Source organism: Pseudomonas sp. PsB (genome assembly GCF_043658375.1).
In the GTDB taxonomy this organism is placed as follows: Bacteria; Pseudomonadota; Gammaproteobacteria; order Pseudomonadales; family Pseudomonadaceae; genus Aquipseudomonas; species Aquipseudomonas putida_Z.
In genome coordinates, this window is the sequence record NZ_JBIGLU010000023.1 from 53,287 (window position 1) to 70,986 (window position 17,700).

Genomic DNA, 17,700 nt, shown 5'->3' on the forward strand with positions numbered 1-17,700 from the left:
CCATTGCGTGAGTCGTGCTTCCTATTTTCTTTGATAGAACTGATACTCGCGACATAGCTACCATCGGTTTTATCAATACCATGCGCTACTCACCCGAAGCTCTGGTCGCCTTTGTCGAAGCTGCATCGCTGGGTTCGTTTTCTGCTGCGGCGCGCAAGTTGCGCAAAAGCCAGTCCACCATCAGCATCGCCATCGCCAATTTCGAGGCCGATGTGGGTTGCCCGTTGTTCGAGCGTGGCGGTCGCCACCCCACGCTGAACGAGGCTGGGCGGCAGGTGCTGAGCCATGTCGAGGCAATTCTCGATGCCAGCGCCCAGCTCGATGCCCTGGCGGTGCGGTTGGCGGAAAACGTCGAGGCTCTGGTCTCGGTGGTGATGTCGGACAGCTACAGCGTGACCTTCCAGGGCGCGGTGATGGCCCGCTTCGCCCAGCATTACCCGCATACCGAGCTGCGCTGCGGCCCGTCGGAAGATGCCGATGTGATCGAGCTGATCCAGCAGGGCCTGGCACACGTCGGCATTCTTGCCACCCAGCCCAGCTACCCCGCTGACGTTGCCGTGGCACGCTTGCCCGAGCAGGCAGAGTTTGGGGTGTACGTGGCCAGCGGTCATCCGTTGGCGGCTTTGCCCCAGGTGCAGACGCAGCACCTGGAGAACGTCCGGCAGCTGTATATCAAGACCTATGCCCCCAGCTTGCACCACGGTCGTGGCCAGGCCTGGTCGGCACCGGACTACCTCACCCTGCTGGAGTTCGCCGTGCGCGGGTTCGGCTGGGCCGAACTGCCCAGGGCGCTAGTGGCACGGTTTGGCAGTGGGCTGGTGGAGTTGCAGGTGGCCGGGTATCCGCGACGGGTTGACATGGATGTGGCCTGGTCAAGCCGGCGCGCGCTCGGGCCGGCTGGGCAGTGGCTGGTGCGGCAGATGTTGGGGCAGTAGGCCTTTATCGCCTGCAAGATCCTGGGGCTGCTGCGCAGCCCGTCGCGACGCAAGGCCGCTCCTACAGGGCACTAAAGCGAAAAATCCTACAACGTTTTAGGAAGCCCATTGCTCCCCCGCGAAGGCGTTCCTCGCTAGTGTTTTGGCCGTTGCGTCAAATCACTGGAAAAGGAACTCCTGATGAGCATCAGCAAAGCCATCCACATCGCCATGCAGGAAGAGATCCCCAACACCTACGGCACCTGTAATGCCTGCGAACGCTCCGGCCTGCCGATTCTGCTGCTGCGCGAGGCCTACGCCCCGCGCCCGGATACAGGGCGCCCCTATCGCCTGGCAGACGATAGCGAAATCATCTTCCACCCGATGCACACCGACCAGTTGCGCCTCCTGCGCCAGGGTTATGTCTACGTACTGCTCGACCAGGAAATCTGGCAGGCCTACGAGGTAGCGGCGGAAGGTACCTTGCAGCGCTTTCCGGTATCGCAGATGCCCTTCGGGCCACCCAGGTCGTTACCCAAGGTATGCGCCACCGAAGGCCACGATGTGATCGCCTCGTTCATCAACATCGATACCCTGCTCTACCGCAAGGCCTGGATCGCCTTCGCCAACGACCCCTGGCCCCGTGCGGTACTCGACCGCTATCGGCAAGGCATCGCCGACAGTGACCCGGGCACCCTCGCCCGCTTCGTCGAGGTGGACCTGAACACCGCACGCAACGACCCTGCCAGCCTGGGCATCGCCATGACCGACAGCTTCCGCTTCGGCCTGGAACAGGTGCTGGAGTTCTCTACCTTTTCCTCTGCCAGGTTTACCAGCGCTCATGGCTTTTACAGCCGCCTGGGCCGCTGGCATGAAACCCGCACGCATGTGCGCAATGTCATCCAGCAGGAACAATTGCCCAATGGCCTGCTGGCGCTGACGCTGCCCGACCCGGTCGGCATGGTCATGGAGCTCAACGCGCAACGCACTGGCTGGGTGCAGGCCCTGCAGGAATGGCGGGCGCAGCCGCAGCGGCACTTCGAATACTTCACCTCGCAAGCACTACTGGGCATCCGCGAACTGCACGCTGCCATGGCTGCCGTGCAGGGTGCCGAGGACGCGCAGCGGAAAGCCCGGCAGGTCGAGCAGTGGAACGACAGCCCGATCGCGGCCAAGGCGTATCTGCCGCCGGTGGACATCGACGCGCAGACCGAACGCAACACCGCGCGCAAGCAGCAGGACGCCCGCGAGCGGCTGGAAGAGCGTTACGACGAAAGCGCCCGCGCCGCGTTCCAGGCCGATTACGACCGCGAACTGAAAAACTGGCAGTCGATGATCGACCAGGTTGGCGATCTGTATGCGCGGCACTATGCCAAGCGGGCGTTTCAGCAGATCGGCTACTACGACTATGACGCGACCTCCCCTGTTTCGGTGGAGTACTTCATCCAGATGATGGCCGCCTGCCTGGCCGGCGGGCCTACCGAAACCCTGCCGCAGGAGGGTCAGCCACTCGGGATCACCCAGCATATCTGGCAGCAGCTGCTGGAAGACGACCGCAGCCTGCTTTACCAGGCACTGCTGGCCAAGAACCAGAAGCTGATGCAGCAGGTGGCCAGCGCGCTGTCCGGGGACGACTTCGGCAAGGTGTACGACATCATCAAGGGCATCGCCGGTACCGCAGACGGCCAACTGCTGATGATCAAGCCGATACAGGATGCCGTTGGCCAGTTGCTGGCCGCGACCAACAGCGCAGGGAATGCGCTCAGCCAGCACCTGAGTGAACGGACCAAAACCCTGATCGGCCATGTGCATCGCTCGGCGTTTGCCCTGTTTGCGGGGCAGCAGGTAACGCCGCTGCGGGTGTCGCTGACAGTGGGCGAATACATGAGCCTGCTCAATGAAGCCCTGGAGGCGCGGACCGATGCGTTTCTGCAGCAGGTAGACAAGCAGTTCCGTGACCCACTGGGCCGCAAGGTGCGGGCCATGGTGCTGAGTGGCGCGATCAATATTGCGGCAGCGGGTAACCGTAGCCAGATGATCGAGGTGATGCTCTGGACGTTGGAAAGTGCTGAAAGTTTACAGGCGCGGCTGGTGCAGTTGCGCGAAGGTGCAGCCGGTGGCGTCGGGGCGCTGGTACGCAATGTTGCGATTGGTGCGGGTACGCTGCGTGCGCAGGTTACGGGTGGTTTGAAGGTCAGTTCTACGGCCGCGCAAAGCGTGGCGAGCGATGCGATGCGCAGCCTGCGGGATGCTGCAGCGAGTAGCGGAGGTGTCGGGCTGCTATTTGCCTTGGGCAGCATGTGGTTCCATCAGGACAGCTTGGGCAAGAACTATCGCGCGTTGCAAGAGACGCATCAGGACAACCCGGAGGCGCTTGCGGCGATCTGGTCTTCATCCCTGGGTTTGTTGGGGGCAAGCGTGGAGGCGGCAGGACTGGCTGTTGCAGTCATGCGGCCGAAGATACCGTGGCCCGGAACAGTGACGACAACATCTTTGGGAACCGGTATTGCTCGATACGGCGCCGGCATTGCGGGAATAGCTGGAATCATGGATGGGGTACAGTACAAGTTTGCAAGCTCCAGAGCCGAGCGAGTAGGAGATGAAACTGCGGCTCAAGCCTATCAGTACGCAAGTGCGACCTCATTTGGGGCGGCAGTATTTGGAGCTTTGGCTGCGGTTGGCTATAGCGCGTTACTTGGACCGATAGGCATAAGTATCACGCTGGGAATAACAGCCTATATTCTTGCAACTATAGCCAAGCGGAGCGAGTCATCTCCAATTGAACTCTGGGCCAAAAATGGGAGATGGGGGCTACCTCCCGCACGGCGCCAATGGGCTACCCACAATGACCTCGACACTGCAATTGGCGCACTTAATGCCGCAATCATCGGGCTCGAGGCAGAAGTTTCAATCCAGATACAATTCGATCTCAGCCACACCATTCACAGAGGGGATGAAGTACCGATATTCTTTGGCGACGATAGTGCGGTGCCGGCGAGCTTCTACCTGCATTACTTCATTCGCCTCCCAAATTACAACCAGCACCTCTCGCACTATCAGTGGAGTCTAACCATACACCGCGGAGGTAGGCATCATGAGACAGTCATATTATTGGCTGATGGTTTGTCACCGGTAAAACTGGACGATCAAAATCAATCACCTAAAGACTTTTTCTCGGCAGCATCCGATATGCAACCGATTATCAAGCTAAACGGCGCAACGGGAGCTCTCAGCATCCAGGGATCACTGCCACTGTCCGACCACCACACGATTCAGGCCACCGAGTTCAACGTATGCTACTGGCCAGATAAACATGACCCAACGACATGCGCCCGAGTCGTTGTAAAAGAAAACAATATACGTACCAGCAGGAATGACAAACAATGAGCCGGCCAGCGCTGAACCCGCCCTGTACTGGATGGAAGGAAGACTTACCCCCCCCCTGCGATGCGCCGCTTTCAGAGCCTCATCTGGGCAATCAGACTCCGAATTATCAGGATGATATTTGCCTCGAAATACCCCGCTCAGCAATGGCATACCGTGGCTTGGTGTCGGCCCTGACACTAGTACTCGTAATTTCCACCCTTATTGACCTGCCTTGGATGATTATCCACACAGACCCAACAGATCTAGAGAGCATTTTAATGCTAGTCATCCCGCATGTTTTGATCACATGGTGCGTTGTTGTCCTTTTCCGGGTGGATCTAGCCCCCCCACGAGACCTGCCCATTAGATTCAACCGGGCCCGTAATAAAATCTACGCCTACAACTTCAAGCATCAATGGTGGAACCCATTCGACAAGGGCAAAGTCGTACCGGTCAGTTACGACTGGGCCCAAGTCCGCGCCGAGCGCTGGTCCCAGACCGGCGCACTGCCAAACGGTGGGTTAATTTTCAAATGGGGTGTCACACTCTCCATCGTTGCACCAGGCACAAACAATGTCATCGACCGTTTCCCTCTGGTCACCATGGGCGCCAATGAGCATGCCTGGGCCTACATCTGCACCTACATGCAGGAAGGCCCCTCAGCCCTGCCGCCGCCCGGCCCCCCCAAGGATCACAACGATGTGCTCTGGTGTGAGTTCGCTCTGCGCCTGGCACCCAAAGTGAGCTGGCCAGCTGATATGGACCTTGAATCGCGAACCGCACCTTGAACCGGCCACGGCGGGTGCGCCCCACTCAATCTCCCGCCGGCACATCCACCACCTTCCAGCTGTCATCCGGGTCGAAGCGTTTCATCTCCTTGGCCAACTTGTCGCCGTGCGGCCCGAGGTCTTTCTCGAACACCTCGCCGTCATGGCTGATCATGAAGCTCATCACCCCGGTGTCATCGTACCTGGCCGGCCAGGCAACCATGGCAAAGCCACGGCTCATCTGGTTGCCGATCAGGTAGCTGTAGGCACCGCCGGGGGCGGACGGGCCCTGTGCATCGAGGATGCGGAAGTGGTAGCCATACCAGGCGTCGCCGACCATGTCCTGGCCGAACAGCGGGCCCAACGGGCTGACCTGGCCATCGCCATCGTCATCCCAATACAGCCCATCATGCTTGCCGGGCTCGCTGAATATCTTCTGCGCGTATTCCAGCGCACCGTTGCCGTTGTGGTCCTGGGTGGCGTAGTCCATCTGCGCGTCGTGGTAGGCCAGCATCGACTGCATGGCACCCAACTCGTTGCGGCCAATACGCCGGGCGCGAATTTCAGAGCTGCCGGCCTTGAGATCGAAACGCCAACCCTCACTGCCTTTGGTCAACGGTATGGGCAACGTCCAGTGATCACTGCCCACCGCGAGGATGGTCTTGTTTGCCCCCAACATGTCGATGCTGTGCTGCGCGCGATACTGCGCCAGGAACGTGTCTACGTCACTGCGTTGCACACCGCCGCGCGGTATGTAGGTACGCCAGTCATCGCCCAGCAACCGGGCCAGGCGGGCTTCGTCAGGTTTGTCTTCACCCAGCGCCGCAACAAAGGATTCCACGGCCTTCTCCGGCGTCGGGAAGACTTCCTGCGCAGCGGCCAGGGTTGACCAGGCCATACCGGCTGCGATTACCAGTGCCGCTATCGATTGACGGTTCATCGACGGCCACCTCCCCCGCGGCGTGCGGGCGCACTGGGCCGGGAAATCTGGTGCCCGGCGGCACGCGATGCGCTCGGGCGCTGGGCGAACGACTGGCTGGTGCGGCCACGGCTGGCCTGCGCGCTGGTGCGCGAGGGTGAACGCACGCCGTCGAAGGCATTGTTACGCGCCCGGCCGGCGGTATTGGAAGGCCGGTTTTGCACCAGTTGCCGCCCCTGGCCTTCGCCCTGCCTGCGCTGGCTCACCTGGCTGTTCTGCTGCCGAGCCTGGGTGTTGCGGGTTTCCTGTCGGCGGTCGGTCGCCCTCGGGTTGTCGCTACGAGGCTGCATGCGGTTGCCGACCGAATTGCCCGCCTGCGCCTCGCGCATCTGCTGGCGTGCCTGGCGGTTGCTGGTGGCCGGCCGTTCGATGCCGGCCCGGTCCATCGACGCTCTGGCCTTGTCCCGCGCCTGGGCGCGCTGGGCGTCATCGCCACGGAAGGCAGTACGCTGGGTGGCACCGTCCAACTGGCGACCGTACTGCTGGCGGCTGCGGGAGTCGCGGTACGGCACGCCGTCGCGGTTGGCGGCGTTGTGCTGCCATTTGTTCTGGTTGTTGGTGATGCGGTTGTTGGCGTTGATGTTGTTGTAGCGGTTGACGTCGATGTCGATGTCGTTGTTACCCCAGTCGCAGTCACCCCACAGCGAGGCAACGATCGCCACGCCGGTACCGAAGGCCAGGCCCGCCACTAGCGCGGAACCGGGGTAGTACATGGGCGGTGGCGGGTAGTACGCCGGCGGTGAAGCCGGGTAGGCCCAGGTGCCGTAGGTGGTGGTCGGGTTGTAGCTGGGCACGTACACCACTTGCGGGTCGGACGGCTCGATGATGATGGTGGTGGGCGGGCTGCTGGCCGTAACCACCTGGGTGCTGCTACCGCTGGAGGCCGGTGCCGGTGCCGGGGCGGTCTGCACGGTCACGTTCTGGTACTGGTTGCTCTGTAGGTTGCCGGCGGCCTGGGCCTGGTGACGCAGGCGCTGCACGCCGCCCATGACATCGTCGGGCTGCGCGAGGAAGGCATCGCCCAGCCGCTGCACCCAGACCGGGTCCTGCCCCAGGGTTGCCAGCACCTGCGGGAAGGCCACCAGCGCTTGTACGCTTGGGTCCCAGGGCTGTTTCGCCACCTTCTTGACGGCATCGTCGCCGGTGGCCTTGGGGTTGGCCTTGGACCAGGTCACCGCTTCGCTCACCTGCCCCGGATAAGTGGAGGCCATCAATACCTGGGCCAGCAGCGCATCGGGGTACAGCGCGATAGGCGCGAGCATCTGGTCCAGTTGCTCCTGGGTGAACACCGGGTCCTTGGCCGCGACCGTGTCGGCTGGTGGTGCCGGGTCGGGGGCAGGTACGTCTTCTGCCAGCACCAGGCCGGGCGTGGCGCTCAGATACAGGAATACCGACAGGACCGCTGACAGTGGGATGCGCATCGCTTCTCTCCATGAGATCAGACCGCGTGGATTAAGGGTAGCAATGGCGATGCTTTTGGCTAGATGTGCGGGCGCAAACTTTTCGCGCTCTAAAGGTGAGGGTGGTTGCTGCTTTTGAATCTATACCAGGGCTGGGCTGAGATCTGTAATTGACTGTACCGGCCCTTTCGCGGGCACGCCCGCTCCCACAGGGCCACCACAGGTTCGAACATTGTGGAGTACCTGTGGGAGCGGGCGCGCCCGCGAAGAGGCCGGCGCATGCACAAGACCGTATCCAAAAAAGGAGCCGACCCTGATGAACACGCCCCGCCTCATCGCCATGATCATGCTGGCCGTGCTCTGCACCTCGGCCTGGGCGGCCACCGACCGCGCCGAGCGGCGCCGCGAGGCCCGCGATGTGCGGCAGGAAACCCGCCAGGACGCGCGGCAGACCAAACAGGATTGCCGCCACGCCGACCAGCAAAGCAACGCCGGCTGCCGACAGGACAAACGCCACACCAAGCAGCAAGGCCGTGAGCGCGCCCGCGACATAAAATATTGAGCGGGCGGTGCTCAGCCGCCCAAGGCGATGATCGCCAGGATCAGTGACGCCCCGACTACCGCCAGGACCACGCCGGTCAACAGGGTGCGGCCACCGGAATAGCGTGCAAGCAGCCAGCCCGCAAGGAAGAGCATGGCCAGGGCGACCAGGTTCGATACACGGATGGCCGTACCAGTGGTCTCGATCAGCAGGAACGGAATGACCATCGGGAAGGTTGCCAGTACCACCAGCAGGAAAGTGGCCAGGGCCGCCTTGAAATCATCCAGCCCCAGGCGTGCCGGCAGCGGGCGGCCAGCATCACGCAGCATGCGCCCGCGCAGCATCTCCAGCCCGTCTTCATCCAGTACCAGGCCGATGCGCTCTGGCAACGTATCGGCAATCAACCTGCGCCCCTGGTTGATATCACCGGCTTGCAGGCGGGCCAGCAAGGTCCGGCTGCGGGTGCGTTCGGTCCAGGTACGCAGCAGGTAGATGACGGCATCGGCCAGGCCCCAGGCCAGGTTGCAGCCGAGCGCGGCAATCAGCATCAGCCGCGCGTCTTCACGCCCTGCGGTGGCCACGCTCAGCGAGCCGATGAAGGTCATCGCCATCAACAGGCCGAAGATGACTTCGGTGATCCGGTCGATCGGTTCCAGCACGCCCCATTTACGCGGTTGCTCGTCTTGCCCCATCGCACCCTCCCAGGAACCATCGATAGTCACTATCGAGAATGGCAATTTCTGCCGAACGACATGGCCGAATAACCTAGCCCCATCGACTCGCCGCCCACCACCCCGGCCCCTGGAGCTACCTGATGAACACCTTGGCCCGCCTGCTGTCCGCCACCCTTGCCGTTATTGCCATCGCCATCATCAGCGGCTGTGCCAGCCACCCCGAACTGCGCCCCTACACCGCCGAGGAAACCCGCCAACTGCAACTGGAAGCCTTGCAACGCCGTGGCCTGTCGCTGGACGACTACGAGCAGCAACGGCGGGTAATCCAGCGTGCCGGCAACCTGCCCGTGGTGACCGAAGCTGCCGACGCCGACCGTTCGAGCAGAGGCTGAGTGGGCTCGCCAGCGGTTCCTTACCGCTACCTGTACAGATAGGGCTGCGAGGTGAGGTTGCTCCATTATAGTCAGCCAGGCATTGCAGGCCCCGACAGCCATGCCCTGTCACGCCCTTCACCCTTTTAGCGGCGCGGCGCCAGCGCCAGGGCGATACCGCCCAGCACCACCACGCACGCCACCAACAAGCGCAACGACAATGGCTCGCCGATCAGGCCAACCCCGCCCAACGCCGCAATCACCGGGACGCTGAGTTGCATGGTCGCCGCCTGCTGCGCGCTGACTTGCCTGACCACGCCGTACCACACGGCATAGCCCGCACCCGAGGCCAGCACACCGGAGCCCAGCGCATACAGCAAGCCGAGCGGGCTCAGGTGCAAGCCAGCGCCCAGCAACAGCACCGGCACCAGCAGCACCAGGCACGGCAGGCTCCAGGCGAAATTGCCGGCAGTGTCGGCCAGCGGCCTGGGTGAGCCTTTGCCCAGCAGCGTGTACACGCCCCAGGCCACGCCGGACAGGGCCATCAGCAAGGCACTGGCAAAGGGTGGCGCCGCGGTACCGGGCAACAGCAGCACCAGCAGGCCGGTGAAGGCGATCAGCATGCCCAGCAGCATCCGCGCGGTGATAGGTTCGCCTTTGTACCAGGCGAAGCCGAACATGGTGATCTGCACCGCGCCGAACAGCAGCAACGCCCCCGCGCCTGCGCTCAGCTGCAGGTACGCCGCAGAAAACAGGAATGCGTAGAGGAACAGTGCCAGGCCGCCGCGCCAGCTGCCCCCCATGGCAAGCGCGGGTTTGCGCAGGCGGATCAACAGCAGCAGGAACAGTGCACCACTGGCCAGGCGCACCACGGTGAAGGATGCCGGGTCGATGGCCCCGTCCTTCAGCGCCAGCCGGCAGAACACCGAGTTGGCAGCGAAGGCCACCAGGCTGAAAAGCGCAGGCCAGACCCAGGCCCGGGCCTTGCGGTCGGTGAGCGTGGTGGTGCCGGTGCTCATGGTGTGGTCACCTCTGAGATCGATTGTTGTCATGGCGGCCATGCGGGTAGGGCCAGCACCGATATACAACATAGTGTTTATCTGACGCCACCACCGAATCGCCCGGACCTATACCGCTGCCACCGCCTCGATCTCCACCAGCATGCCGTCCAGCGCCAGCCGGGGTACCGGTATCAGCGTGCAGGTCGGCTTCATGCAAGGGCCCCAGGCCCTGTCAGCCTCGGCTACCCACTCACGCAGGCGCGTTTCGGAATGCTCGACAATCAGCAGGGTCAGCTTGAACACCTGGGCCAGGCTGGCGCCTTTCGACGCCAGGGCAACCTCCAGGTTGGCCAGTGCCTGGCGCGCCTGCTCGGCGAACAGCGGCGACAGCTGCCCGTTGCGGCCCTCCCCGCCCTGGCCGGCGATGAACAGCAGGCGGCTGTCAGCATGCACCTCGGCGACATGGGAATAGGCGTTGCCGCTGGGGTCGTACAGGCCTTCGGGATTGCTCAGCTGAAACGCGGTTGAATGGCTCACGGTAAACCCTCGATCAGTTGGAAGAGGGACGGAGTATCGAACCTTGAGTTAACTCGAGGTCAAGCGCGGTTTTCAGGGGCGGGCTTGCCCGCGAAACAGGCGTCGACTGTAGGACGTTTCGCACAGCGCACGAGCTTCCGTGAACCACGCGTTCATATGCGAAGCGGCCGTCAGGCGCTAGATTGCGAGGCCCGGCATGGAGGCCTGTACGTAACAAGGATAAAGCGATGAGCAAATACAATTTTCAACTGGCCTACACCATCAAGCCAAACAACCCTGCCCGAGATGAAACCGATGCGGCGCAGGCCCGTCTGCACCTGCGCGAGAAAATTGGCCTGGACACCGTCGAGCACATTGAGACCACCCTGCTCGGGATGGTCACACTCAAAGGCGCCACACTTGCAGAGCGCAAGCGCGAAGCCGAAAAGCTGCTTCACGACTACATCCATGAAGCGCTCAAGCAACTGCGTGTGCTGTCGACCGTGAAGTTCTACGGTTGCCTGATGGTGGACGGGCTGGGCGCAGCCATTCGCTTCGACATCCTGCCCAAATGAACAGCGACGGCATCAGGCGCCCCCGCGCCTGATGCCGCGCACCGTCATTTTTCCTGCAGTACCGCCCTGCCCTTCACCGCCCGAGGCCCGCGCCAGGCCCAGAACAGCAAACCGGGGAATGGCGCGTAGACCACGAACACGATCCACAGCATCTTGCGCTCGGCGCGCCGGTCACTGCCGATGATGTGCCAGATGGCCCAGATTTCCAGCAGGATCACAAAGGCCGCGACGATGATCCAGATCGTTCCGATTTCCATGAGCGCTCTCCCATTTGGCATGTAATGGGTTGGGTTGCAGAGGCTGCCGAGGGTTCAGATTGATTTGGCTGGCGGCATGGCACCGCGGCCCTTTGTAGGAGCGGCCTTGTGTCGCGATGGGCTGCGCAGCAGCCCCAGGATCTTTGCCCTACGAAATACCGCAGGGGGCTGCTTTGCAGCCCATCGCGACACAAGGCCGCTCCTACAGGGAGCAGTGACAGCTCTCAATGCCGTGGTGCAGTCTCCAGCGCCGCCTTCAACGCCGGCGCATCGGCAAATGCACGCTGGCTCACCAGCGTACCTTGCTCCAGTTGCAACCACTGCACCTGGCCATCCTGCCCGGGATAACGGCTGGCCACCCGCCCGTCACGGTCGAGCAGCACCCGGTAGTTGTAATCGCGCATGGCGGGGATGGCGAACAGCTTGCTGATCAGCGCCGGCATGCGCTGGATGTCGGCGACGAACACCGCATCGCGCGCTTCCAGGTAACCCTTGGGCTGTTCGGCCAGCGCCGCCTTCACCAGCTTGGCACCGTCCATGTCGCGCGCCACCAGCAGGATGTGCGTACCGGCGCCGAGGCTGTAAGCCTGGTCGTGCTGGTCGAGCAGCGTCCACGGGGCGAGCTTGTCGCCCGGTTCCAGAGCATTGGCCAGCAAGGGCATCAGGCAAAGCAACAAGGCAGCGGCGTACTTCATCAAGGGTATCCTCAGTGACGGGAGCGTCAGCATAGCGGCAACGGGCCAAGCCAGACAGGTTGCCTGAACACGACCTGGAATACGACACGGCCACCCGGGAGATTGTCTTTCCCCCGGCCACCCGCCACACTCTCGAGGCCAGCCAGGAAGCGGAGTCCAGAGTGCCCACGCCACGCCAGTTCAGCAAGAAGACCAGTACCAGCAACATGCTGCGGCTGAAGTCCACCAGCGCCAATGCCCAGGCCCCCTATCGGGTCGATTTCGTATTGCTCGAACACTTCTCGATGGCAAGCTTCACCGTGGCCATGGACGTGCTGGTCACGGCCAACCTGCTGCGCGCCGACAGCTTCCAGTTCACCCCGCTGTCGCTGGAAGGCGACCGCGTGCTCAGCGACCTGGGGCTGGAGCTGGTGGCCACCGAGTTGTCCGCCGAGGCGCTGAAGGAGCTGGACCTGCTGGTGATCTGCGGCGGCCTGCGCACGCCATTGAAGTACCCCGAGCTCGACCGCCTGCTGGGTGATTGCGCGGCCCACGGCATGGCCCTGGGCGGGTTGTGGAACGGCGCGTGGTTCCTCGGCCGCGCCGGGGTGCTTGATGACTATGGCTGCAGTATCCACCCCGAACAGCGCGCCAGCCTGTCCGAGCGCAGCCCGCAGACGCGGATCACCCCAGCCAGCTTCACCCTCGACCGCGACCGCCTCAGCGCTGCCAGCCCCAATGGCGCCATGGAGCTGATGCTCGGCCTGGTGCGCCGGCTGTATGGCGACGGCCTGGCCGAAGGCGTCGAGGAAATCCTGTCGTTCTCCGGTGCCCGCTACCGCCAGGTCGGCCCGGGCGCAAAGAAGTCCATGAGCCTGCACCTGCGCACCATCGTCGAACTGATGGAGAACAACCTCGAGGAAACCCTCAGCCTCGACCAGCTGGCCGCCTACAGCGGGCGCTCGCGCCGGCAGATCGACCGCCTGTTCCAGGCCCAGCTGGGCACTTCGCCGCGGCGTTACTACATGGAGCTGCGCATCACCAAGAGCCGCCGCCTGTTGCAGTATTCCGACCTGTCGGTGATGGAAGTGGCAGTGGCTTGCGGGTTTGTTTCGGTGTCGCACTTCAGCAAATGCTATGCGGCTTACTTTGGCTATCCGCCGTCGCGTGAGCAGCGGTTGGGCGAGTGAGTGCCAAGGCTTCATTCATGTGTCGCCTGGGCCGGCCCTTTCGCGGGTAAACCCGCTCCCACAGGTACTGTGCAAATCTTTGGGACAGCGGCGATCCTGTGGGAGCGGGTTTACCCGCGAAGAGGCCGGCCCAGGCACTAGAGAACTTTCAAGGGCGGCGCTCGATCTGGATATACCGCAACACCGCATCACAGATCATGGCCTTGTGACGCAGCTTGACCTGCTCATCGGACAGGTCGATCTGGAAGATCTCGCCAAAGGTATGGCGGTTCGACACCCGGTAGAAGCAGAACGAGCTCATCAGCATGTGCAGGTCGATGACCTCGATGCCGGCGCGAAACACACCTTCCTGCACCCCACGGCGCAAGGTACTGCCCAGGGCCTCGAGCACCAGGCTGCTCATTTCGCGAATCGCCGGCGACTGCTTGACGTACTCGCCGTAGTGGATGTTTTCGGTGCAGATGATCCGCACGAAATCGACGTTGCGGTCGTGGTGATCGAAGGTGAACTCCACCAGCCGGCGAATCGCCTGCTCGGCCGGCAGCGACTCCAGGTCCAGGCTTTGCTCGGTCTTGCGGATGTCGCCGTACAGCTTGATCAGGCACTCGCAGTACAGCTGCTCCTTGCTGCCGAAGTAGTAGTAGATCATGCGCTTGGAGGTGGCGGTGCGCTCGGCGATGGCGTCGACGCGGGCACCGGCCAGCCCTTGCTGGACGAACTCGTTGATGGCGGCCTGGAGGATGTCCTCGCGCGTTTTCTCGGGGTTGTTCTTGCGCGTCTTGCGCCCCCCTTCGGTTTCAGGCTGGCCGAGGCTGACTACGGAATCACTCATACCCACTCACAGGCTGTTTATTGGAATGGAGGGATTATCCGCGAGCGCGGCCATGCAGGGAAGCGCGCTGTTGGTCGGGTAGCCATCACCCGCGGCGCCTGCCCAGCCAGGCGCAGCGTCAGTCGCGCTGGGCGGTATTGCGCTCCAGCGGCGGGGTCAGGTGCAGCACACGGTTGCGCCCGCCTTCGGCCAGCAGGTAGCCGCCCTTGCCATCGGCAACGATCGACTGCGGCGCCTTGAGGAACGACAGCACGGTCTGCCGCGTGCCGTCGGCGCCGATGCGCAGCAGCCGGGCCCGGTGGGTGTTGTCTTCGCTGATCCACAGGCCGCGCTGGTCGCAGAACAGGAACGTCGGGTTGCGCAGGCCATCGACCACCACCGGGTCCCGGCCATCGTCGGACAGGGCGCGGACCTTGCCGTTGGCCTTTTCGGTATACAGCAAACGCCCGTCACTGCAGCGGGTCAGGCCTTCGGTTTCGGTCAGGCCGGAGCGCAGCACATCGAGCTGGCCGCTGCGCCAGTCATAGCGCATCAAACGGCCATTGCCCTTGCGGTCCTCGATGGCGTACAGGTGCTCGCCGTCGTTCCACAGGCCCTGCACGCTCTCGCCATCGAACAGCCGCGTGACCTGGCCATCGCGGGCCAGGCTCACCGGGGCAAACCCGCCTTCCTGGCTGAACACCCAGCCTCCCTGCGCCGCGACCATGCCGTCGGGCTTGGACAGGTTGTCGATGACCACCACCCGATCACCCTGGGCGGTGATCCTGAGGATGCTGCCACGGCCATCGTCCAGTTCGCGGCTGACCAGCAGGCTGCCATCGGCTTGCGGCAACAGCGACGCGGCCTTGGTCACGTCGCGGTGCAGCACCTCGACGCCCCAGCCGGAGGCGGCCTGGACCGGGTAGAAACTCTGCCAGGCAAAGAAGCCCAGGGTGGCCGTGAGCAGGCCGGCGGTGGCGACCAAGGCGATGCGGGTGCTGCGCTTGCGCAGGATGTACGACATGTGGGGCTCTTCGGGAATGCCGGGGAGCCTAGCAAGCGAATGTGAAAAAAATGTCGAAATGGACCAACCATTACAAAACAAAAGGATATAAAAATAACAAAACAATCTAACAAACAGGAATATTAAAATTGAAAGCCAAACGCCACCTCCTTAGTCTGGGCACATCGTTTCCCTTCCAATTCAAGGAGCAATGCCCATGCCCGCCCGTGCCTTCTCCCCCCTGCGCCGCCTGTTGATCGGCGGCTTGCTGGCCAGTGTCGCCAGTACCCTGTTGCCCTGGTCCCAAGCCCTGGCCGATGAGGCCAGGACCCTGCGCATCGGTTACCAGAAGTTCAACAGCATCAACATCCTCAAGGGCAGCGGCGCCTTGGAAAAGGCCCTGGCACCGCAAGGCGTGAAAGTCAGCTGGCACGAGTTCGCCGCCGGCCCGCAGTTGCTCGAAGCCTTGAGCACCGGCGCCATCGACCTCGGCCATGCCGCCGACGCCCCCTCGGTGTTCGCCCAGGCCGCAGGCAAGCCGGTGGTGTACCTGGCCGCCGAGCAACCCTACCCACGCGGCATCGGCCTGGTGGTGCGCGAGCAGGACCACCTGGCCAACGTGCAAGACCTCAAGGGCAAGCGCGTGGCCACCGGCCGCGGCTGGAACGCCCAGTACCTGCTGGCCGTTGCCCTGGAACAGGCCGGCCTCAGCTACCAGGACATCACCCCGGCCTACGTCAACAACGCCGCCGATGCCGTGGCTGCCCTGCAATCGGGCAGCGTCCAGGCCGTGACCCTGTGGGACCCGTTCCTCGCCGCGGCAGAAAGCCAGCCGGGCCTTAAGAACCTGCGCGACGGCAGCGGCCTGTCCAACAACCGCACCTTCTACCTGTCCACCGCCAGCTTCGCCGACCAGCATCGCGCCTTGCTGAAGACTTTCTTCGCCGAACTGGGCAAGGTCAGCCAGTGGGCCAATGCCAAGCCTGCGGAAGTTGCCGCGCTGCTGGCCCCGCAACTGGGGATCAACGCCAACGTGCTGCAAGTGGCCAGCGAGCGGCGCAACTACAACGCGGTGGCCATTACCCCGCAGATCGTTGCCGAGCAACAGAAGCTGGCCGATACCTTCCAGGGCCTGGGCCTGATTCCACGCAAGCTGCAGGTGGCCGACGCGGTCTACCCGGCTTCCGTATTGCCTTGAGCGGAGCGCGCCCACCATGCCCCGCCCGATTCGCTTCAACGCCTTCAGCATGAATGCCGCCAGCCACCAGTCCCCCGGCCTTTGGCGCCACCCGCGCAACACCAGCGTGGCCTTCAACCGCCTGGGCTACTGGACCGACCTGGCCCGCCTGCTCGAACGCGGCCTGTTCGATGCCCTGTTCATCGCCGATGTGCTGGGCATCTACGACGTCTATCAGGGCGGCCCCGAAGCCGCCCTGCGCGGTGGCGTGCAGGTGCCGGTCAACGACCCGCTGCTGCTGGTGCCGGCCATGGCCGGGGTTACCGAGCACCTGGGCTTCGGCGTCACCTTCTCGCTCACCTACGAACACCCCTACCCGTTCGCCCGGCGCATGTCGACGCTCGACCACCTGAGCAATGGCCGGGTCGGCTGGAACATCGTCACCGGCTACCTTGACAGTGCCGCGCGCAACCTGGGCCTGGAACGCCAGCTGGGCCACGACCAGCGCTATGACCTGGCCGAGGAATACCTGCAGGTGCTGTACAAGCTCTGGGAGAAAAGCTGGGACGACGATGCGGTGCTGCTGGAGCGTGACAGCGGGCGCTATATCGAACCCGCCCGGGTGCACCCCATCAACCATGTGGGCGAGCACTTCCAGGTGCCGGGCATGCACCTGTGCCAACCTTCGCCGCAACGCACGCCGGTGCTGTTCCAGGCCGGTGCTTCGGCACGCGGCCAGCAGTTCGCGGCGCGGCACGCCGAATGCGTGTTCATCAGCGGGCCGACGCCCACGGTACTGCGCCGCTACGCCGACGGCATCCGCCAGGCCAGCGAGGTGGCCGGGCGTGGCCGGGACGAGGTGCTGATCTACGCCCAGGCGCTGTTGATCGTCGCCCCTACCCGGGAGGAGGCCGAGGCGCGCTTCGCCGAATACCGCCGTTATGTCGACCTGGACGCCGCCCTGGCACTGCTGTCGGGCTGGACCGGCATCGACTTTGCCGGCCTCGACCCCGATGCGCCCATCGAATACGTCGAGAACGATGCCGGCCGCGCAGCCCTGGCCGCCTTCACCGCCGCCGACCCGAACCGCCGCTGGACCGTGCGCGAGGCTGCCGAGTTCGTTGGCCTGGGCGGCCGTGGCCCGGTGCTGGTGGGTACTGCCAGCGAGGTGGCCGACCAGCTGGAAAGCTGGCTGGACCAGACCGGCATCGATGGCTTCAACCTGACCTACGCAGTGCAACCGGACGACCTGGCAAATGTGGTCGAGCTGCTGGTGCCGGAGTTGCAACGCCGTGGCCGCTACCCGCTGAGTTATGCCGAAGGCACCTTGCGCCACAAGCTGTTCGGCCAGGGCGACCGCTTGCCGGAAGGGCACGCTGGCCGGCAGGTTCGCATTCAGCCAGCAAATACCGGGTATTCCAACATTTAATTTGTGGATGGCACACACTCGACCCTATTCTGTCGCCACATCCCCTGCGCCGCAC

The 17,700-nt window shown here is 63.5% G+C and carries 18 protein-coding genes; 9 read left to right on the forward strand and 9 right to left on the reverse strand.

All coding sequences use genetic code 11. From position 1 onward, the window contains the following. Positions 1 to 80: 80 nt before the first annotated feature. From ACGLHT_RS22615 to ACGLHT_RS22625, 3 genes are all read left to right on the forward strand, one after another. Complete coding sequence (locus ACGLHT_RS22615; RefSeq protein ID WP_085588381.1) at positions 81 to 935, forward strand: LysR family transcriptional regulator; 855 nt, start codon at positions 81 to 83, stop codon at positions 933 to 935. Positions 936 to 1,115: 180 nt separating this feature from the next. After that, positions 1,116 to 4,301 carry a T6SS effector BTH_I2691 family protein gene (locus ACGLHT_RS22620; RefSeq protein WP_394520348.1) on the forward strand — a complete coding sequence of 1,062 codons (3,186 nt, stop codon included), beginning with the start codon at positions 1,116 to 1,118 and terminating at the stop codon, positions 4,299 to 4,301. 257 nt (positions 4,302 to 4,558) lie between these two features. Further along, entirely contained in the window at positions 4,559 to 5,068 is a 510-nt protein-coding gene (locus ACGLHT_RS22625; protein WP_274121180.1) for a DUF6708 domain-containing protein, read from the forward strand. 25 nt (positions 5,069 to 5,093) lie between these two features. On the opposite strand, the gene ACGLHT_RS22630 is transcribed toward ACGLHT_RS22625, so the two are convergent. Together ACGLHT_RS22630 and ACGLHT_RS22635 are read right to left on the reverse strand one after the other, a co-directional pair. Then, positions 5,094 to 5,987 (reverse strand): DUF2950 domain-containing protein, encoded by an 894-nt coding sequence (locus tag ACGLHT_RS22630; protein ID WP_274121181.1) that lies wholly within the window; start codon positions 5,985 to 5,987, stop codon positions 5,094 to 5,096. Further along, a complete protein-coding gene (locus ACGLHT_RS22635; RefSeq protein WP_274121182.1) occupies positions 5,984 to 7,447 on the reverse strand; it encodes a DUF3300 domain-containing protein in 1,464 nt (487 codons plus the stop codon). The genes ACGLHT_RS22630 and ACGLHT_RS22635 overlap by 4 nt, the downstream gene beginning before the upstream one ends. 295 nt (positions 7,448 to 7,742) lie before the next feature. Between ACGLHT_RS22635 and ACGLHT_RS22640 the strand changes: the two genes are divergently transcribed. Further along, positions 7,743 to 7,988, forward strand: a complete 246-nt coding sequence (locus ACGLHT_RS22640) for a hypothetical protein (protein WP_085616929.1) — start codon at positions 7,743 to 7,745, stop codon at positions 7,986 to 7,988. A gap of 11 nt (positions 7,989 to 7,999) precedes the next feature. Here ACGLHT_RS22640 and ACGLHT_RS22645 read toward each other — a convergent pair whose 3' ends face one another. Continuing rightward, the gene (locus ACGLHT_RS22645) at positions 8,000 to 8,659 is read right to left on the reverse strand and encodes a VIT1/CCC1 transporter family protein (RefSeq protein WP_274079951.1); all 660 of its coding nucleotides are present in this window, start codon (positions 8,657 to 8,659) and stop codon (positions 8,000 to 8,002) included. A 122-nt stretch (positions 8,660 to 8,781) separates the two neighbouring features. On the opposite strand from ACGLHT_RS22645, the gene ACGLHT_RS22650 reads away from it, so the two are divergent. Then, positions 8,782 to 9,033 (forward strand): hypothetical protein, encoded by a 252-nt coding sequence (locus tag ACGLHT_RS22650; RefSeq protein WP_274079950.1) that lies wholly within the window; start codon positions 8,782 to 8,784, stop codon positions 9,031 to 9,033. A gap of 125 nt (positions 9,034 to 9,158) precedes the next feature. Here the strand turns inward: ACGLHT_RS22650 and ACGLHT_RS22655 are convergent, their stop codons facing one another. Together ACGLHT_RS22655 and ACGLHT_RS22660 are read right to left on the reverse strand one after the other, a co-directional pair. After that, positions 9,159 to 10,031: a DMT family transporter gene (locus ACGLHT_RS22655; RefSeq protein ID WP_274079949.1), complete on the reverse strand. Its 873-nt coding sequence runs from the start codon at positions 10,029 to 10,031 to the stop codon at positions 9,159 to 9,161. Between the two features lie 108 nt (positions 10,032 to 10,139). Further along, on the reverse strand, positions 10,140 to 10,550 hold the full coding sequence (locus ACGLHT_RS22660) for a RidA family protein (RefSeq protein ID WP_025338904.1): 411 nt from the start codon (positions 10,548 to 10,550) through the stop codon (positions 10,140 to 10,142). Between the two features lie 227 nt (positions 10,551 to 10,777). On the opposite strand from ACGLHT_RS22660, the gene ACGLHT_RS22665 reads away from it, so the two are divergent. Then, on the forward strand, positions 10,778 to 11,104 hold the full coding sequence (locus ACGLHT_RS22665; RefSeq protein ID WP_025338903.1) for a hypothetical protein: 327 nt from the start codon (positions 10,778 to 10,780) through the stop codon (positions 11,102 to 11,104). A 44-nt stretch (positions 11,105 to 11,148) separates the two neighbouring features. On the opposite strand, the gene ACGLHT_RS22670 is transcribed toward ACGLHT_RS22665, so the two are convergent. Then, the gene (locus tag ACGLHT_RS22670; protein ID WP_013972488.1) at positions 11,149 to 11,361 is read right to left on the reverse strand and encodes a PLDc N-terminal domain-containing protein; all 213 of its coding nucleotides are present in this window, start codon (positions 11,359 to 11,361) and stop codon (positions 11,149 to 11,151) included. Positions 11,362 to 11,585: 224 nt separating this feature from the next. After that, on the reverse strand, positions 11,586 to 12,056 hold the full coding sequence (locus ACGLHT_RS22675; RefSeq protein ID WP_025338902.1) for a hypothetical protein: 471 nt from the start codon (positions 12,054 to 12,056) through the stop codon (positions 11,586 to 11,588). 161 nt (positions 12,057 to 12,217) lie between these two features. On the opposite strand from ACGLHT_RS22675, the gene ACGLHT_RS22680 reads away from it, so the two are divergent. Then, the gene (locus ACGLHT_RS22680) at positions 12,218 to 13,225 is read left to right on the forward strand and encodes a GlxA family transcriptional regulator (RefSeq protein ID WP_025338901.1); all 1,008 of its coding nucleotides are present in this window, start codon (positions 12,218 to 12,220) and stop codon (positions 13,223 to 13,225) included. A gap of 148 nt (positions 13,226 to 13,373) precedes the next feature. Here ACGLHT_RS22680 and ACGLHT_RS22685 read toward each other — a convergent pair whose 3' ends face one another. Both ACGLHT_RS22685 and ACGLHT_RS22690 read right to left on the reverse strand, forming a co-directional pair. Next, positions 13,374 to 14,057, reverse strand: coding sequence for a TetR/AcrR family transcriptional regulator (locus tag ACGLHT_RS22685; RefSeq protein WP_025338900.1), 684 nt, complete (start codon positions 14,055 to 14,057; stop codon positions 13,374 to 13,376). 118 nt (positions 14,058 to 14,175) lie between these two features. Then, positions 14,176 to 15,060 (reverse strand): hypothetical protein, encoded by an 885-nt coding sequence (locus tag ACGLHT_RS22690; protein ID WP_274121184.1) that lies wholly within the window; start codon positions 15,058 to 15,060, stop codon positions 14,176 to 14,178. A gap of 196 nt (positions 15,061 to 15,256) precedes the next feature. Here ACGLHT_RS22690 and ACGLHT_RS22695 point away from each other — a divergent pair, with 196 nt between their 5' ends. Further along, complete coding sequence (locus ACGLHT_RS22695) at positions 15,257 to 16,237, forward strand: aliphatic sulfonate ABC transporter substrate-binding protein (protein WP_274121185.1); 981 nt, start codon at positions 15,257 to 15,259, stop codon at positions 16,235 to 16,237. A 16-nt stretch (positions 16,238 to 16,253) separates the two neighbouring features. Beyond that, positions 16,254 to 17,645: an LLM class flavin-dependent oxidoreductase gene (locus tag ACGLHT_RS22700; RefSeq protein WP_274121186.1), complete on the forward strand. Its 1,392-nt coding sequence runs from the start codon at positions 16,254 to 16,256 to the stop codon at positions 17,643 to 17,645. The last annotated feature ends 55 nt before the right edge of the window (positions 17,646 to 17,700 follow it).

Excerpts from the sequence above, each read along its gene's own strand:
- ACGLHT_RS22615 (WP_085588381.1), top strand. The coding sequence starts at position 81 with ATGCGCTACTCACCCGAAGCTCTGGTCGCCTTTGTCGAAGCTGCATCG.
- ACGLHT_RS22620 (WP_394520348.1), top strand. The coding sequence starts at position 1,116 with ATGAGCATCAGCAAAGCCATCCACATCGCCATGCAGGAAGAGATCCCC.
- ACGLHT_RS22625 (WP_274121180.1), top strand. The coding sequence starts at position 4,559 with ATGCTAGTCATCCCGCATGTTTTGATCACATGGTGCGTTGTTGTCCTT.
- ACGLHT_RS22630 (WP_274121181.1), bottom strand. The coding sequence starts at position 5,987 with ATGAACCGTCAATCGATAGCGGCACTGGTAATCGCAGCCGGTATGGCC.
- ACGLHT_RS22635 (WP_274121182.1), bottom strand. The coding sequence starts at position 7,447 with ATGCGCATCCCACTGTCAGCGGTCCTGTCGGTATTCCTGTATCTGAGC.
- ACGLHT_RS22640 (WP_085616929.1), top strand. The coding sequence starts at position 7,743 with ATGAACACGCCCCGCCTCATCGCCATGATCATGCTGGCCGTGCTCTGC.
- ACGLHT_RS22645 (WP_274079951.1), bottom strand. The coding sequence starts at position 8,659 with ATGGGGCAAGACGAGCAACCGCGTAAATGGGGCGTGCTGGAACCGATC.
- ACGLHT_RS22650 (WP_274079950.1), top strand. The coding sequence starts at position 8,782 with ATGAACACCTTGGCCCGCCTGCTGTCCGCCACCCTTGCCGTTATTGCC.
- ACGLHT_RS22655 (WP_274079949.1), bottom strand. The coding sequence starts at position 10,031 with ATGAGCACCGGCACCACCACGCTCACCGACCGCAAGGCCCGGGCCTGG.
- ACGLHT_RS22665 (WP_025338903.1), top strand. The coding sequence starts at position 10,778 with ATGAGCAAATACAATTTTCAACTGGCCTACACCATCAAGCCAAACAAC.
- ACGLHT_RS22670 (WP_013972488.1), bottom strand. The coding sequence starts at position 11,361 with ATGGAAATCGGAACGATCTGGATCATCGTCGCGGCCTTTGTGATCCTG.
- ACGLHT_RS22675 (WP_025338902.1), bottom strand. The coding sequence starts at position 12,056 with ATGAAGTACGCCGCTGCCTTGTTGCTTTGCCTGATGCCCTTGCTGGCC.
- ACGLHT_RS22685 (WP_025338900.1), bottom strand. The coding sequence starts at position 14,057 with ATGAGTGATTCCGTAGTCAGCCTCGGCCAGCCTGAAACCGAAGGGGGG.
- ACGLHT_RS22690 (WP_274121184.1), bottom strand. The coding sequence starts at position 15,060 with ATGTCGTACATCCTGCGCAAGCGCAGCACCCGCATCGCCTTGGTCGCC.
- ACGLHT_RS22695 (WP_274121185.1), top strand. The coding sequence starts at position 15,257 with ATGCCCGCCCGTGCCTTCTCCCCCCTGCGCCGCCTGTTGATCGGCGGC.
- ACGLHT_RS22700 (WP_274121186.1), top strand. The coding sequence starts at position 16,254 with ATGCCCCGCCCGATTCGCTTCAACGCCTTCAGCATGAATGCCGCCAGC.